Genomic DNA, 14,274 nt, shown 5'->3' with positions numbered 1-14,274 from the left:
CACTGACTACTCAACCACCACGCCGAGGGCGCACTCGTCGCCGCGCGATGGCGTCGGCGTTGATGGCGGTTGCGCTCACCATCACGGGCCTAACCGTGGGTGCTACCCCGGCACACGCCGTTGTGGTTGATGCTTGCACGATCAAGGCCAACAACCCCCATCCGTCCGGGCATGTTTCCGGTGCGGTCAACGCAGAGGGATCTTTGCGTTGATCGGTCGGGATGACCGAAATCTACATCCGGGCCTACCTCGAAAAGTCGGGAGGTTCCTCCTGGGGCGGGAACACGGAGTCTGGTTGAATACTCCTGCGGGCAAGACTTACAGCAGCTTTGCGAACACCTCGTGTTCGCAGGCGCCAGGCACCTTCCGAGCCCGCGTCTCGTACACGTTCACGTCGCCTTCTGGAGTGAGCCCCGCTTACACGGCGAACACCATCTATTCACCGAGGACAGGAGTCGCCTGCGGCGTGTCTCGCGTCGCGCCGCACTCGACTGACGGTGCCGATACGAAGTGGACCAGCGAAAAGGCGCTTCCCGATGGGGTCACCCTGAAGAATGCCCCCGGCGACGCGGAACTGACCTTCACGTTCCAGAACTGACCGTCGCGAAATCTTCGCGGCGGTCAGTTCTTGTTCGTGCACCGACACAGGCGTACTCACGCGGCCGTCGCCGGGGCTCTGCGGCCGGCGTAGCCAGACGCCCGCCTCGGCCCAGGTAGATCGCATGACACGGAAGGTCTTCGGCACGGCCCCCGCCACACAGCCTCAACGCCGAGCGCCGTTCTCCGACGACATCGTCGGCCGATCCAGAAGCGGACGAGCGGTCGACGGCATCGCGCAATCCCCTCAAGGAGTGGCGCGTCACCACCGGCGACCCCGACGTCGCCGCGCGAGCGGTGACGCTACTCAAAAGTGGGGGAATCACGGAGGAGGAGGGCCTCGAAGTGTTCACCGCCTCGCCGGCCGACGACATCGTTATCGAGGGCCCGACGTCGCTCCGCCAGCGGATGCAGCTCTGGAAACAGGCACGCAAGCTCGTGATCAACTCAGACGGCGAGACCCTCGCCGACGGCACACAGGACCCGGATGCCGACCTCACCTTCGCGCAGCGCAACGAAAAGGCCCAGAACCAAAACACCCAGAACGAAAAAGCACAGAACGAAAAAGCACAGAACGGCGTAGGCCCCGAGCCGTCGATCACCCTCCTCTTCCGCCTTGCGGCCGACCTCGACCTGGGCATCGTCGAGTTCCGCTCCAGCTCCTGGGGCCTGGCTCGCGAGCTGGCCGCGGAGGACGTGGACGGCACGCTGACCGAGGCAGACGGCCCCTCCGACGCCGTGCTCGGCCTGGAGGAGGTCTCGTTCGTCGCAGAGAACGGCCCCGTGCCGACCAGTCGGTCCGCTCCACTAAGGGCGCAATCTCGGACGTCCGCCCGGTGCAGTCAACACATCACGGACGACGCGAATCGAACACCTCGCAGGCAGGGTTGCCGCCAGCCTAAAGTGCGCAAGGCCCGGATCCTCGCGTCCCCGCGAGATTCCGGGCCTGACCGTGCACCCCCTCGGACTTGAACCGAGAACCCACTGATTAAGAGTCAGTTGCTCTGCCGATTGAGCTAGAGGTGCGTTGCAGTCGACGCATCGTGCGTGCCGAACCGAGGAGTCACACTATCAGCGCCTCCCCCCTGCTCGTCAAATCGGGAGCGGCGGACCGCACCGGTATCGTGAGCGTGTGACCCCGAGCAGCGACGACACGAGCCTCGACGACGACCTGCGACTCGCCCTCCGGCTCGCGGACGCCGCCGATGCGATCTCGAGTGAGCGGTTCCGCGCCCTCGATCTCGTGGTCGACACCAAGGCCGACAGCACCCCCGTCACGGACGCCGATCGTGCCGTCGAGGAGGCGATCCGCTCCCTGCTCGGCGCCGAGCGGCCCGACGACGCGATCCTCGGCGAGGAGTTCGGCACGTCGGGCGCGGCCTCGCGGCAGTGGATCGTCGATCCGATCGACGGGACGGCGCACTTCCTCCGCGGCATGCCGATCTGGGCGACGCTGATCGCGCTCGCTGTCGACGGCGTGCCGGTGGTGGGGGTGGTCTCGGCCCCGGCGCTCGGCAAGCGCTGGTGGGCGGCCGCGGGATCCGGGGCCTGGACGGTGGAGACGGAGTCGCGCGCTGCGCCACGGCGCCTCCGCGTCTCGGGCATCGACACACTGGCCAGGGCGGCCTTCAGCTACAACAGCATTCAGCAGTGGGCCGGAGCGGGCCGCCTCGATCAGTTGCTCGCGCTCGCCGACGCGGTCTGGCGCGACCGAGCCTACGGCGACGCCTGGCCGTACATGCTCGTGGCGGAGGGGCTGCTCGACGGGGCCGGCGAGTTCGACGTGAAGGCCTACGATCTGGCCGCCCTCGTGCCGATCGTCGAAGAGGCCGGTGGCCGCTTCACCTCGGCCGACGGCGAGGACGGCCCCTGGCACGGCAGCGCGATCGCGACCAACGGGGCCCTGCACGACGAGGTCCTCGCGATCGTGGCGCGGCGATGAGAGGTCGAGCTGCGGCGCTCGCCGGGGCATCGCTACTGCTGGCCCTCTCGGGCTGCGCCTCCCCGGTCGGCCCCGACGGCCCGGAGGCGGTCCGCGACGAGGCCGGCACGGTCATCGCCTCCGGAGTCGCGGACGTTTTCTCGCTGCGCCGCGGCGACTGCCTGCGGAGCCCGGCCGAGGACAGGATCGCGGATGTCGAGGTGGCCCTCTGCTCCGAGGAGCACGCGCTCGAGGTCTTCCACTCTTTCCCGCAGGCGGGCGATCGCTACACCAGCCGCAACACCCTGATCGCCCAGGCCGCCGCGGGCTGCGAGCCGGAGTTCGGCGCGGTGATGGGCATCGCCTACGGCGACTCGGCGCTCGAGTACCGCGCACTGGTCCCCTCCGAGGTCAGCTGGCGGAACGGCGATCGCACGATCGTCTGCGCGGTCTTCGATCCGGCCGCGGAGGAGACCACCGGCAGCCTCTTCGGCTCTGCACGCTGACGCCGCGGCTCGGTACGAGGCACTGCCCGGGGAGTGTCCAGCCCGAGGAGAAGCGGCCCGAGGAGAAGCGGAGGACGGCTCCTGTGTGCGACGGACTCCTGTGTGCGACGACGACCGGGTGTGGAGATGGGGGGAATCGAACCCCCGTCCATCGCTGTGATTCTGCGCCTTCTACGGGTGTAGCCGATGAGAGCGTTCTACTCGGCCCCGACCGTTACCACCGGCGCATCGGTCGACGGGCCCAGCCCGAGTGCAAGTCCCGCGTCGCCCTCAGGCGTAACGACGCAGCAAGTCCTCTCAATGACGCCAGGACCCGGGGCGAGGACGCACCCACGGGCTGACGGACTATCTACTCTGGCTTAGGCAGCGAGAGCGAAGTCGGTGCGCTTCTGTTCGGCACCTGTGTTTTCCAGGGATCGTTAACGAGATGACCTTGGATCCTCGACCCGCTTCTCGCAGTTTCGCAGGCAATGTCGAAACCGATCATCCCCGCGAGCACTCGTCGGCCCGAAGGGCCGGAGGAGTGGGTCGTCGTCGCACACTGTGGAGTTACGGGGTCGAGTCTACCCCAGCTCACGGGCGCTCACCCGGAGTCGGCGCAGGTCGAGCAGTCCGAGCACGAGGGCCAGCGCAATCAGCCCGAGCGTGACGACGTAGCCGTTGCGGAACGCATCGTGGTAGCGGTCGAGACCCTCCGCCATCCCCTGCTCGCTCGCGAGGGTGGCGAAGAACACAGCGGAGGCGCAGGCCGTGCCGACAGCGGTCCCCACTCGCTGCCCGAGCTGGCCCACCGAGCCGGCGACTCCGCCCTGCTCGGGAGGGATCTCGGCGAGGGTCAGCGTCTGGTTCGGTGAGACCACGAAGCCTCCACCGGCTCCCGCGACGAGCATCGCCGCTGCCATCCCGTACGCCGCCGTCTCGGCCGGCAGGAGCTCTGCCGCGAGCAGCACCAGCGTGAAGCCGATCACGACCAGCACGATCCCGAGCACCACGAGCGCTCGGCCGTAGCGCTGCACTAGCGTGCCGCCGTACCAGGCGGTCACGGCCGAGGTCAGTGCGAAGGGAATGCTGACCATGCCCGCGAACACCGGCGCGAGCCCGAGGCCCTGCTGGAGGAACAGCGTCGTGAGGAGGAAGGTCGCCGGGATCGCCGCGAAGTACGAGGTCGCCACCAGGATCCCGTTGCGGTACGAGCTCGTGCGGAAGATGCGGAAGTCGATCACGGGCGTGCGTCCGGTGGCGGCGTAGCGCGCCTCCCAGCGCACGAACGCGGCCGCAGCGACCGCCGCCAGCGCGAGCCAGAACCAGCGGTACGGCGAGTCGTCGGCGGAGCCCGTCGTGAGCAGGAACGGCAGCATGAACGCGAAGACGGCGACCGCGAGCAGCAGCAGTCCGATCGGGTCGAGCGAGGTGTCGCCGCTCGGACTCCCCTGCCGGCGAGGGAGGAGCCGCCACGCGAGGACGAGCGCGGCGATCCCCAGCGGGATGTTCATCCAGAAGAGAAGACGCCAGCCGTCCTGGTCGCCTCCGATCGCGATCAGGAGCCCACCGAGGGTCGGACCGAACGCCGTCGAGAGCCCGATGGTCGCGCCGAAGACGCCGAAGGCCCGCGCACGCTCCGCGCCCGTGAACATCTGCTGGACCAGACCGAGCACCTGCGGCATCTGGATGCCGGCCGCGACTCCCTGGAGGAACCGGGCGACGACGAGCATCTCGATCGACGGGGCGATCGCGCACAGCAGGCTCGTCGCGGTGAACGCGATCAGCCCGATGAGGAACAGGAGCCGCCGCGAGCGGATGTCGCCGAGGCGACCGGCCGGCACGAGCGCCAGCCCGAACGCCAGCGCGTACCCGGCGACGATCAGCTGCAGCTGACTCGCGTCGGCCGAGAGCGAGCGCTCGATCGCCGGCAGGCCGACGTTCACCTTCGAGAGATCGAGGATCGTGATGGCGGCCACCGCGACGCTCACCGCGAAGGCGCGCCAGCGCGTCCTCTCGTCGTCGGCGCTGAGGGCGGCGGGGGCGCTGTTGTCTGAGGTGGTCACAGACTCAGTCTCGCAGTCCGGCACCTGTCGAGTAGACGACGTGCGCGAGAGGCACCGGATGCCCTCCGTCCGATGTCGCGAACGACGCCCGCAGCACGCACCGGCTTCTCCGGAAGGAGGCGGAGCGGCGGCGGGACCGGCCGCGCTGCTCCGTCGGCTCGGAAGGCGCGCCCCTACTCGCCGAGGCGGCGGCGGGTGGCCATGGCGCGGTCCGCCTCGCGGCGGTCCTGGCGCTCACGGAGGACCTGGCGCTTGTCGTAGTCCTTCTTGCCCTTCGCCACCGCCAGCTCGACCTTGGCCTTGCCGTCGCTGAAGTAGAGCGAGAGCGGGATGAGCGTGTACCCGCCCTCCTTCACCTTGTTGTGGATCTTGAGGATCTGCGCCTTGTGCAGCAGGAGCTTGCGCTTGCGGCGGGGCGGGTGGTTCGTCCAGGTGCCCTGCGCCCACTCGTTGATGTGGACGGCGTCGAGCCACGCCTCTCCCCCGTCGACGAACGCATAACCGTCGACCAGCGAGGCGCGGCCGGCGCGGAGCGACTTCACCTCGGTGCCCGTGAGCACCAGACCCGCCTCGTAGGTGTCCTCGATGAGGTAGTCGTGGCGCGCCTTGCGATTGGTCGCGACGACCTTCTGTCCCTGTTCTCTGGGCACGGCTGCTCCTCGGGTCGCGAGCGGATGAAGGGGTGGGCATCGCCGGAGGATGCACCGATGGGCCGCCCCGAAGGGACAGCCCACCAGTATACGTCGGGCGCTGATCAGACCCGCAGATACCGCGCGATCGCCACGTTCGCCGAGATCGCCGCCAGCACGATGCCGACCACGATCAGGATCGGCACGACCAGCAGCGCGTCGTCGAGGCCCACGAACGAGGTCAGCGGGATCCGGTAGGCGAGGAAGCCCTGCACGAAGACCTGGACGATGACCACGACCGCGACTCCCGCGAGCACCGAGCCGACGAGGGCGGCGAAGACGCCCTCGAGGATGAACGGGGTCTGGATGAACCTGTTCGAGGCTCCCACGAGCCGCATGATGCCCAGCTCCCGTCTCCGCGAGAACGCCGAGAGGCGGATCGTGGTCGCGATGAGCAGGACGGCTGCGACGAGCATGAGCACGGCGATGCCGATGGCCGTGTAGCTGGCCGCGTTCAAGATGGAGAAGATCTGGTCGAGGTACTGCCGCTGGTCCGTGACGCTCTCGACTCCCGAGACGCTCGACAGGCTCTCGACGATCACGTCGGACTGGGTCGGGTCCTTGAGGTTGATCCAGAAGGTCTGGTTGAGCAGCTCGGGGGTCACGTACTCGGCCACCGGATTCCCGGCGAACTGCTCCTGGAAGTTCGCGTAGGCCTGGTCGTGGTCCTCGAAGTAGGAACGGTCGATGTAGGGCGCGAGGGTCGGGCCGTCGAGCTGACTCTGCACCGAGTCGATCTGCTCCTGCGTCGCGTCCGAGCCACTGCAGTTCGAGCCTCCGGAGGTGGCGGTGCACATGTAAACCGCGACCTGTGCCTTGTCGTACCAGAAGTTCTTCATCTGGCCGATCTGCATCTGCAGCAGGATCGCCGTGCCGACGAAGGTGAGGGAGATGAAGGTCACCAGGACCACCGAGACGACCATCGAGACATTGCGTCGGAGGCCGCTCGCGACCTCCGACCAGATCAGTGCGAATCTCACTTGACGGGTCCTACGTTCTGCTGGTCGTCGCCGTTCTCGTCGCCGTCGGCCGCGGGAGCGCGCAGGCCCAGGCGGGCGGCGAGGGACTCCTCGGGCAGGGCGCCGGTGTCGGCGGGGAGGAAGATCGGGCCGGTCTGGCTCTGGATCTCGACGACGCGCGGGGCGGCGGGAGCCTCCGGGGCAGCGGCAGCGGTCTCCGGCTCGGGGGCGGCGGAGCGGCGTCCCTCCGGGATCCGCGGCTGGGGCGAGGTCTGCGGGAAGGCGACCGGCTCGGGCAGCGCGGCGGGCGCCTCCTGACGCAGATCGACCTCGGGGACCTCGGCGGGCGCCAGTTCGCTGTCGATCAGCGCGGGAGGCGCGGGCTGCTCAGCGACCGCGTGGTCGTCGGCCGCCACCACCACGACGCCGTCGTGCACGACCGTGATGCTCTCGGTCTGGCCGTAACCTCCCCGACTCTCGTCGCGGACGATGCTGCCCGCCGAGAGCTCGATGACGCGCCGCTTCATCTGGTCGACGATGCCGGCCTCGTGCGTGGCCATGATGACGGTCGTGCCGCCGGCGTTGATCCGCTCAAGCAGCGCCATGATGCCGGCGCTGGTCGTCGGATCGAGGTTGCCGGTGGGCTCGTCGGCGAGGAGGACGGCGGGCTTGTTGACGACGGCGCGGGCGATCGCCACGCGCTGCTGCTCACCGCCCGAGAGCTCGTGCGGGAGGCGCGAGGCCTTGCCCGCCAGGCCGACCATCTTCAGCGTGTCCGGGACCGCCTCCTGGATGTAGCCCTTCGACTTGCCGATCACCTGGAGGCTGAACGCGACGTTGTCGAAGACGGACTTGTTCGGCAGGAGCCGGAAGTCCTGGAAGACCACGCCCATGTTGCGACGGAAGTAGGGGACCTTGCGACTCGAGATCTTGCCGAGGTTCTGCCCGAGGACGTGGATCGAGCCGGAGGAGGGGCGCTCCTCCTTCAGGATTAGGCGGAGGCAGCTCGACTTCCCGGAGCCGGAAGCGCCGACGAGGAAGACGAACTCGCCCCGGAGGATCTCGAGATCGATGGCGTTGAGGGCGGGTCTCGTGCCGCCCCGATACTGCTTGGAGACGTTGTCGAAGCGAATCATGTCGGTACGAGGGTAAGCGACGATCCCGAAGAGTCTGCCGAGGGGGCGTGCGGCGCGTCGGACCAGGCGCCCCGAGGGCCGCTAGGCCGACTTGCGCCAGCGGATCCCCGCCGCGATGAAGCCGTCGAGGTCGCCGTCGAACACGTGCGAGGGGTTGCCCACCTCGTGATCGGTGCGGAGGTCCTTGACCATCTGGTAGGGCGCGAGGACGTAGCTGCGCATCTGGTCGCCCCAACTCGCAGTGATGGTGCCGGCGAGCTCCTTCTTGGTCGCCGCCTCCTGCTCCTTCTGGAGCAGCAGCAGACGTGACTGGAGGACCCGCATCGCCGCGGCGCGATTCTGGATCTGGCTCTTCTCGTTCTGCATCGACACGACGGTGCCGGTCGGCAGGTGGGTGATGCGCACGGCGGAGTCGGTGGTGTTGACCGACTGGCCGCCCGGCCCGGAGGAGCGGAAGACGTCGACCCGGATGTCGTTGTCCGGGATCTCGATCGCCTCGGTCTCCTCCATCAGCGGGATCACTTCGACCGCCGCGAAGGAGGTCTGGCGCTTGCCCGCGGCACCGAAGGGACTCATCCGCACGAGGCGGTGGGTGCCGGCCTCGACCGAGAGGGTGCCGAAGGCGTACGGGGCGTCGATCTGGAACGTGGCGGACTTGATGCCCGCCTCCTCCGCATAGCTCGCGTCCATCACGGTGGCCGAATACTTGTGCTTCTCGGCCCAGCGCAGATACATGCGCATGAGCATCTCGGCGAAATCGGAGGCGTCGACGCCGCCGGCGCCGGCCCGGATGGTGACCACCGCAGGGCGGTCGTCGTACTCGCCGTCGAGGAGCGTCTGCACCTCGAGCTCACCCATCACCTTCTGGAGCGACGCGAGCTCGGCGACCGCCTCCTGCTCCGACTCGGCGTCGTCGGCCTCGTTCGCCATCTCGACCAGGACCTCGAGGTCGTCGAGGCGCCGGTCGATGGCGGTGATGCGGGCCAGCTCGGACTGCCGGTGGCTGAGGGCGCTCGTCACCTTCTGCGCGTTCGCTGTGTCGTCCCAGAGATCGGGGGCGCCCGCCTGCTCGCCCAGCTCGGCGATCCTGGAGCGGAGCCGCTCCACGTCGATGACGGCTCGGATGTCGGCGAAGGTGGAGCGCAGAGCAGTGATCTGCTCGGTGAAGTCGTTGTCCAGCATGGTGAGCCCAGACTACCGGGGGTCGCCGCGCAGCCGGGCGTACCCTGGAGACGATGACCAGCACCGCCCCGCGCCCCTTCCCCGTCGGGCCACTGCTGCTGTCGACGTTCCTCCCCACCCTCCTCTTCTCGATCGGCGAGGGCGCGATCATCCCGCTGCTCCCCGCCGCGGCGGGCGATCTCGGTGCATCGCTCGCGCTCGCGGGGCTCGTCGCCGGGATGATCATGATCGGCGAGCTCGCCGGCGACATCCCGAGCGGCTGGATCGTCTCGCGGATCGGCGAGCGCGGGGCGATGCTCGGCGCCTCGGCCGCGTCGATCCTCGGACTGGTGGTCTGCCTCCTGTCGACCTCGTGGATCGGATTGACGGTCGGAGTGTTCGTGATCGGGCTCGCGACGGCGGTGTTCGCGCTGGCTCGGCACGCGTTCATGACGTCGTTCGTCCCGGTCAGCCACCGCGCGCGGGCGCTGAGCGCGCTCGCCGGAGCGTTCCGGGCCGGCTGGCTGGTCGGCCCGTTCCTGGCAGCAGGAGTGGTGCACCTCACCGGCTCGGTCGAGTCGGTGTTCTGGGTGCACATCGTCTGCTGCATCGCGGCGGTGATCGTGCTGCTCCTGGTGCCCGATCCGGCGACGGTGCTGCGGCGCGCGCAGGCGAGGGCCGCGGCCGAGGAGCCGTCGGTGCCGAGCGAGGCGCCGGAGGAGGCGCCGGTGCCGGAGTCGCCGCACTCGCTCGTGAAGACCCTTCGGGAGCACCGCGGCGTGCTGGCGCGGATGGGGTCCGGCGCCGCCGTGATCGGCGCATTGCGCGCCAGCCGGACACTGATCCTCCCTCTGTGGGCGGTGAGCATCGGGCTGGCCGAGACCGACACGGCGATCGTCATCGGCATCGCCGGAGCCCTCGACTTCGCTCTCTTCTACGCGGGTGGACAGCTGATGGACCGCTTCGGCCGGGGCGCCACCGCGATCCCGTCGATGATCGGGCTGGGTCTCGGGCACCTCGCGCTCGCCGCCTCCGTCCTCGCCGCCGACCCGGTGCCCTGGTTCGTCGCCGTGGCCTGCGTGCTCGCGGCGGCGAACGGCATCGGGTCCGGGATCCTGATGACCATCGGCTCGGATCTGGCGCCACCGACCGACCCGGCGCCGTTCCTCGGCGCGTTCCGCTTCACCGGTGATGCGGGCAATGCCGCCGCGCCCCTCATCGTGTCGGCGCTGACCGCCGTGGTCTCGCTCCCCTTCGCCGCCGCAGCGATGGGGGTGCTCGGGCTCACCGGTGCAGGGGCGCTCGCCCGGTGGATCCCGCGCTATCTGCCGCGCCGTGCTCCCCGGAGCTGACGCCGCACGGCCGCCTTCTACACTGGATCCCGCACGCGGGAGTGGTGGAATGGCAGACACGCAGGATTTAGGTTCCTGTGCCGCAAGGCGTGGGGGTTCGAGTCCCCTCTCCCGCACTCGTTGAGCACTGCCGCGCGGCGGGCCTGCGGTGGCTCGCAGACTCCGCGGCCGGTCGTCGCTCCGTCCGTCACGGGGTCACGCGACGGGTCGAGACGGATCGCGCATCCACGGTCGGGATCGGGGCTCGACGGGTACGCTGAACGCTGTCACGCGTTCGCCCCACTGCTCACCGGCCGAACGGCACCGCCGACGACTGGAGAACCGTTGAACCACGCCGCCCTCATCCCCTGGCTCGACCCGGAGACGATCCTGACGTCGTTCGGTCCCTGGGGCGTGGTCGTCGTGTGCCTGATCGTCTTCGCCGAGACGGGCCTCCTGATCGGCTTCCTCTTCCCCGGCGACACGCTCCTGATCATCACCGGCCTCCTCGCCCACGAGAACGCCTCCAACGGCGGGCTCGGCGTGCCGATCTGGCTGATCTGCCTGGCCATCGGGTTCTCGGCGTTCGTCGGAGGCGAAGTGGGCTACCTGATCGGGCACAAGGCCGGTCCGCGCATCTTCGAGCGCAAGGAGTCGGGTTTCTTCAGCGTCGAGAACGTGCGACGGACCAACGCCTTCTTCGAGCGCTTCGGCGGTCTCGCCGTGATCCTCGCCCGCTTCGTCCCGATCGTGCGGACCTTCGCGCCGATCGCTGCGGGCGTCGCGCACATGAACTACAAGAAGTACAGCCTCTACAACCTCGTCGGCGCCCTCCTCTGGGGAAGCGGCGTCACCCTCCTGGGCTGGCTGCTCGCCTTCATCCCGCCGGTGGCCGACTTCGTCTCGCACTACATCGACGTGATCCTGATCTGCGCCGTGGCGCTCGCGGTCATCCCGACGGTGTTCCACTTCATCCAGCAGCAACGCCGCGCCAAGCGCGCCGTCGACCCCGAGACCGATGCCGCGGAGGCGAGCGCGCTCGTGCTCGACCCGTCGGCGGTCGACGACAAGCGACGCAAGCGCTGAGGCCGTCGCATCTGCGCCGTCAGCGTCTGCGCCGTCAGGGCAGGCGGTCGGCCAGCGCAGCCAGCTCGGCGCCGAGAGCGGTGAACGCTCGGGCCCGATGGCTCACCGCGTTCTTCTCCGCGGGCGAGAGCTCAGCGGCCGTGCGGCCCGAGCCCTCGGGCAGGAAGACCGGATCGTAGCCGTGGCCGTTCGCGCCGCGCGGCGCGGTCACGATCGCGCCGGCCCAGCGGCCCTCGACCACGCTCTCCTGGCCGCCGGGCAGCACGGAGTCAGGCACGACGAGCGCGATCGTGCAGCTGAAGTGCGCTCCGCGGTGCTCGGCCTTCACCTCGCGCAGCTGCGCGAGGAGGAGCTCCAGATTGGCCGTCGCATCGTGCGCGCGCCCCGACCAGCGGGCCGAGAAGATGCCGGGGGCGCCGCCGAGCACGTCGACGCAGATCCCGGAGTCGTCCGCGAGCGCCACGAGACCGGTGTGCGCAGCAGCGGCGCGCGCCTTGATCAGCGCGTTCTCAGCGAAGGTGACGCCGTCCTCCACCGGCTCCGGGCCGTCGTAGGCGCGCACGCCCACTCCGGGCAGAGCATCCGTGAGCATCGCGCGGAACTCCTCGACCTTGCCCGCGTTGTGGGTGGCGAGGACGAGCTCGACGCTCACGCGCCGAGCGCCTCGGCCTGGACGCGGGCGAGATCGGCGGCGCCGCCGACGGCGAGGTCGAGCAGCGCGTCGAGCTCGCGGCGGTCGAACGGGGCGCCCTCTGCGGTGCCCTGCACCTCGACGAACAGACCGCGGCCGGTGACGACGACGTTCATGTCGGTCTCGGCGCGGACGTCCTCGACGTAGGCGAGGTCGAGCATGGGCACGCCGTCGATGATGCCGACCGAGACGGCCGAGAGGCTGTCGATCAGAGGCTGCGCCTTCTGGCCCACGTACTTCTTGCCGCGCGCCCACTCGATCGCGTCGGCCATCGCCACGTAGGCGCCGGTGATCGCGGCGGTGCGGGTGCCACCGTCGGCCTGGAGGACGTCGCAGTCGATGACGAGCGTGTTCTCGCCGAGCGCCTTCGTGTCGACCACAGCGCGCAGGCTCCGGCCGATCAGCCGCGAGATCTCGTGGGTCCGCCCACCGACCTTGCCCTTGACGGACTCGCGGTCCATCCGCGAGTCGGTGGCGCGCGGCAGCATCGCGTACTCGGCGGTCACCCAGCCCTTGCCCTTGCCCTGCAGCCAGCGCGGCACCCCATTGGTGAAGGAGGCGGTGCAGAGCACCTTCGTGTTCCCGAACGAGACCAGCGCGGAGCCCTCGGCCTGCGTGCTCCAGCCGCGCTCGATCGTCACGGCGCGCAGCTGGTCGGGCGCGCGCCCGTCCTTGCGGGTGGCCTCGGATGCGGTGCTGTCGGTCACTCGTGTCTCCCTCGATCGTGCGTGAGCGCGGCCCGGTCGAGCTCGCGCAGGTTGATGGTGCCGGTCTCGACGAGGTCGACGCTCGCGACCTCGGGGCCGAGGAAGCGGCGGGCGAGGCGGACGAAATCGCTCGAGCCCGTCTCCTCCCACCGGTAGGTCGGCGGCTCGGAGGAGGTGCGCCGCAGACCGTGGGCCACCAGCGTCCGGTAGACGTCGAGCGCGGTCTCCTCGGCGCTCGAGACGAGGCGGACGTCCGGCCCCATGACGTAGGCGATCGCGCCGCGCAGCAGCGGATAGTGCGTGCAGCCGAGCACGAGCGTGTCGACTCCGGCCGCCTTCATCGGGGCGAGGTACTCCTCCGCCACGGCGAGCAGCTCATCGCTCCAGGTGACTCCCGACTCGACGAACTCGACGAAGCGCGGACAGGCGGCTGTCACCAGCTCGAGGTCGGGAGCCGCGACGAAGGCGTCGTCGTAGGCGCGGGAGCGGATCGTGCCGACCGTGCCGATGACGCCCACACGTCGGTTCCGGGTATCGCGCACAGCGCTGCGCACAGCAGGCTGGATGACTTCGATCACCGGGATGCCCCGCCCGATCGTGTAGCGCTCACGGGCGTCGCGCATCATCGCCGCGGAGGCGGTGTTGCAGGCGATGACGAGCAGCTTCGCACCCTGATCGACCAGGGTGTCCAGCGTGTCGAGGGCGTAGGCGCGGACGTCGGCGAGCGGCTTGGGGCCGTAGGGCGAGTGGGCCGTGTCGCGAGGTAGACGATCGACTCGTTCTGGAGCTGGTCGATCACGGAGCGGGCGACGGTGAGCCCACCGACTCCGGAGTCGAAGATGCCCAGCGGTGCGTCCGTCACGGAGCAACAGCCTACCCGCGCCCGCCCCGGCGACCGCAGGGCGGGCGCCCGCGCTGGTCCCGTGCCGCGCCACCGCACGGGCACCGGCCGACGCCGGCCCGTGGAACACTGACGGGATGGACTCGACGGCCTTCCTCACCGACCGCTACGAGCTGACGATGGTCGAGGGCGCCCTCGGCAGCGGCACCGCCGACCGCCGGTGCATGTTCGAGGTGTTCGCCCGGAACCTTCCGCCCGGACGGCGCTACGGCGTGCTCGCCGGCACCGGCCGCCTGCTCGAGCTGATCGCGCGCTTCCGCTTCGGCGACGGGGAGCTGGCGTGGCTCCGCGAGAACCGTGTCGTCGACTCCCGGACGCTCGACTGGCTGGCCGACTACCGCTTCCGCGGAGACGTCTGGGGCTACCGGGAGGGCGAGGTCTATCTGCCCGGCTCCCCCGTGCTGATCGTCGAGGCGCCCTTCGCCGACGGCGTTCTGCTCGAGACCCTGGTGCTCAGCGTGCTCAACCACGACAGCGCCGTGGCGAGCGCCGCAGCGCGAATGGTCTCGGCCGCCGACGGGGCGCCCGCTCGCCGAGATGGGCT

At 69.8% G+C, this 14,274-nt stretch carries 13 protein-coding genes, 2 tRNA genes, 1 other RNA gene and 2 pseudogenes; 8 read left to right on the top strand and 10 right to left on the bottom strand.

Annotated features, from left to right (window positions below):
- Positions 1–406: 406 nt before the first annotated feature.
- Positions 407–598, top strand: a complete 192-nt coding sequence (locus ACH61_RS16885) for a hypothetical protein (RefSeq protein WP_153038835.1) — start codon at positions 407–409, stop codon at positions 596–598.
- A gap of 296 nt (positions 599–894) precedes the next feature.
- Positions 895–1,569 carry a recombination directionality factor gene (locus ACH61_RS16330; protein ID WP_153038834.1) on the top strand — a complete coding sequence of 225 codons (675 nt, stop codon included), beginning with the start codon at positions 895–897 and terminating at the stop codon, positions 1,567–1,569.
- Here the strand turns inward: ACH61_RS16330 and ACH61_RS10480 are convergent.
- A tRNA-Lys gene (locus ACH61_RS10480) sits at positions 1,551–1,623 on the bottom strand. The two genes, ACH61_RS16330 and ACH61_RS10480, sit on opposite strands and share 19 nt — an antisense overlap.
- Before the next feature lie 106 nt (positions 1,624–1,729).
- Here ACH61_RS10480 and ACH61_RS10475 point away from each other — a divergent pair.
- Positions 1,730–2,539 (top strand): inositol monophosphatase family protein, encoded by an 810-nt coding sequence (locus ACH61_RS10475; protein ID WP_068211884.1) that lies wholly within the window; start codon positions 1,730–1,732, stop codon positions 2,537–2,539.
- Positions 2,536–3,024, top strand: a complete 489-nt coding sequence (locus ACH61_RS10470; protein WP_068211882.1) for a septum formation family protein — start codon at positions 2,536–2,538, stop codon at positions 3,022–3,024. Before ACH61_RS10475 ends, ACH61_RS10470 begins: the two co-directional genes overlap by 4 nt.
- A 118-nt stretch (positions 3,025–3,142) precedes the next feature.
- Here ACH61_RS10470 and ssrA read toward each other — a convergent pair.
- The 6 genes from ssrA to prfB all read right to left on the bottom strand — a co-directional run bounded on the left by ssrA (position 3,143) and on the right by prfB (position 9,035).
- Positions 3,143–3,515: a transfer-messenger RNA gene (gene ssrA / locus ACH61_RS10465) on the bottom strand.
- A gap of 72 nt (positions 3,516–3,587) precedes the next feature.
- Positions 3,588–5,069: an MFS transporter gene (locus ACH61_RS10460; RefSeq protein ID WP_068211880.1), complete on the bottom strand. Its 1,482-nt coding sequence runs from the start codon at positions 5,067–5,069 to the stop codon at positions 3,588–3,590.
- Between the two features lie 173 nt (positions 5,070–5,242).
- The gene (smpB, locus tag ACH61_RS10455) at positions 5,243–5,719 is read right to left on the bottom strand and encodes an SsrA-binding protein SmpB (protein ID WP_055793597.1); all 477 of its coding nucleotides are present in this window, start codon (positions 5,717–5,719) and stop codon (positions 5,243–5,245) included.
- Positions 5,720–5,823: 104 nt separating this feature from the next.
- Positions 5,824–6,738, bottom strand: a complete 915-nt coding sequence (gene ftsX / locus ACH61_RS10450; protein WP_068211878.1) for a permease-like cell division protein FtsX — start codon at positions 6,736–6,738, stop codon at positions 5,824–5,826.
- Positions 6,735–7,853 (bottom strand): cell division ATP-binding protein FtsE, encoded by a 1,119-nt coding sequence (gene ftsE, locus ACH61_RS10445; protein ID WP_068211876.1) that lies wholly within the window; start codon positions 7,851–7,853, stop codon positions 6,735–6,737. Before ftsE ends, ftsX begins: the two co-directional genes overlap by 4 nt.
- Positions 7,854–7,934: 81 nt before the next feature.
- Positions 7,935–9,035 (bottom strand): peptide chain release factor 2, encoded by a 1,101-nt coding sequence (gene prfB / locus ACH61_RS10440; protein ID WP_068211874.1) that lies wholly within the window; start codon positions 9,033–9,035, stop codon positions 7,935–7,937.
- A gap of 53 nt (positions 9,036–9,088) precedes the next feature.
- Here prfB and ACH61_RS10435 point away from each other — a divergent pair, with 53 nt between their 5' ends.
- The 3 genes from ACH61_RS10435 to ACH61_RS10425 all read left to right on the top strand — a co-directional run bounded on the left by ACH61_RS10435 (position 9,089) and on the right by ACH61_RS10425 (position 11,431).
- Positions 9,089–10,366 carry an MFS transporter gene (locus ACH61_RS10435; RefSeq protein ID WP_068211871.1) on the top strand — a complete coding sequence of 426 codons (1,278 nt, stop codon included), beginning with the start codon at positions 9,089–9,091 and terminating at the stop codon, positions 10,364–10,366.
- 35 nt (positions 10,367–10,401) lie between these two features.
- Positions 10,402–10,482: transfer RNA gene (locus ACH61_RS10430), tRNA-Leu, on the top strand.
- 208 nt (positions 10,483–10,690) lie between these two features.
- Complete coding sequence (locus ACH61_RS10425; protein ID WP_068211869.1) at positions 10,691–11,431, top strand: DedA family protein; 741 nt, start codon at positions 10,691–10,693, stop codon at positions 11,429–11,431.
- 34 nt (positions 11,432–11,465) lie between these two features.
- Here the strand turns inward: ACH61_RS10425 and rdgB are convergent, their stop codons facing one another.
- The 3 genes and pseudogenes from rdgB to murI form a co-directional block, all read right to left on the bottom strand.
- Positions 11,466–12,083 carry an RdgB/HAM1 family non-canonical purine NTP pyrophosphatase gene (gene rdgB, locus ACH61_RS10420; protein ID WP_068211868.1) on the bottom strand — a complete coding sequence of 206 codons (618 nt, stop codon included), beginning with the start codon at positions 12,081–12,083 and terminating at the stop codon, positions 11,466–11,468.
- The gene (rph, locus tag ACH61_RS10415; protein WP_068211867.1) at positions 12,080–12,829 is read right to left on the bottom strand and encodes a ribonuclease PH; all 750 of its coding nucleotides are present in this window, start codon (positions 12,827–12,829) and stop codon (positions 12,080–12,082) included. Before rph ends, rdgB begins: the two co-directional genes overlap by 4 nt.
- Positions 12,826–13,691, bottom strand: a pseudogene (murI, locus tag ACH61_RS10410) (glutamate racemase). The gene rph and the pseudogene murI overlap by 4 nt, the downstream one beginning before the upstream one ends.
- A gap of 116 nt (positions 13,692–13,807) precedes the next feature.
- Here murI and ACH61_RS10405 point away from each other — a divergent pair.
- Positions 13,808–14,274, top strand: a pseudogene (locus ACH61_RS10405) (nicotinate phosphoribosyltransferase); the annotation flags it as partial.

The organism is Rathayibacter tanaceti (assembly GCF_001634385.1).
GTDB lineage: Bacteria > Actinomycetota > Actinomycetes > Actinomycetales > Microbacteriaceae > Rathayibacter > Rathayibacter tanaceti.
The sequence above is the reverse complement of the archived record's forward strand: the minus strand, read 5'-3'. Positions and strand labels throughout refer to the sequence as shown.